1 protein-coding gene is annotated in these 718 nt (G+C 74.7%); it reads right to left on the bottom strand.

Annotated elements, in window-relative coordinates; all coding sequences use genetic code 11:
- The coding region (locus tag UN64_RS21885) for a zinc-binding dehydrogenase (RefSeq protein ID WP_077365991.1) at positions 1 to 707 on the bottom strand (707 nt) is incomplete at its 3' end.
- Positions 708 to 718 lie beyond the last annotated feature (11 nt).

The following is a 718-nucleotide window of genomic DNA, read 5'->3' as shown; positions in this document are numbered from 1 at the left end:
AGCACCTCGAGCGAGGTGTCGAAGGTGTCCTTCCCCACGCCGTCGTACACGACGTGCGCGCCCTCGCCGTCGGTCAGCTCCGCCACCGTGGCGGCGAGGTCCGGATAGTCCACCGCGGCGACGGCGCCCGCGCCCCGGGACAGCTCCCGCTTCTCCTCCGTGGACGCCGTGGTGACCACGCGGGCGCCGCGGGCCGTCGCGAGCTGGGTGAGCAGGAGCCCCACTCCGCCGGCACCGGCCGTCACGACCACCGTGTGGCCCTCCTCCACCGGGAAGGTGGACCGGCAGAGGTAGTGGGCCGTCATGCCCTGCAGCGGAAGGGCGGCGGCCTCGGCCAGGTCGACGCCCTCCGGGACGGCGAGGAGACGATCCGCGGGGGCGGTGAAGTGCTCGGCGTACGCACCGGTGGCCGTCGCCGTGGCGACACGGGCCCCCAGGAGTGAGGCGTCCACGCCCTCGCCGAGCGCGACGACTTCGCCGGAGCCCTCCGTGCCGGGGGTGAAGGGCAGGTCCATCGCGTAGACCCCGGAGCGCTGGTACGTCTCGATGAAGTTCAGGCCCGCCGCGGCGGTCCGCACCAGCACGTGCCCCGGCGCGGGGGAGGGCACCTCCGTCTCGGTCCACTGCAGGACCTCGGGGCCGCCCGTGGCGGACACGACGACGGCGTGGTGGGTGCGGGGGACGGCGGGGGTATTCGCAGTGGTCATGGCCCCACTCT

It is taken from the genome of Fictibacillus arsenicus (assembly GCF_001999465.1).
GTDB classification, from domain to species: Bacteria; Bacillota; Bacilli; order Bacillales; family Fictibacillaceae; genus Fictibacillus; species Fictibacillus arsenicus.
The sequence above is the reverse complement of the archived record's forward strand: the minus strand, read 5'-3'. Positions and strand labels throughout refer to the sequence as shown.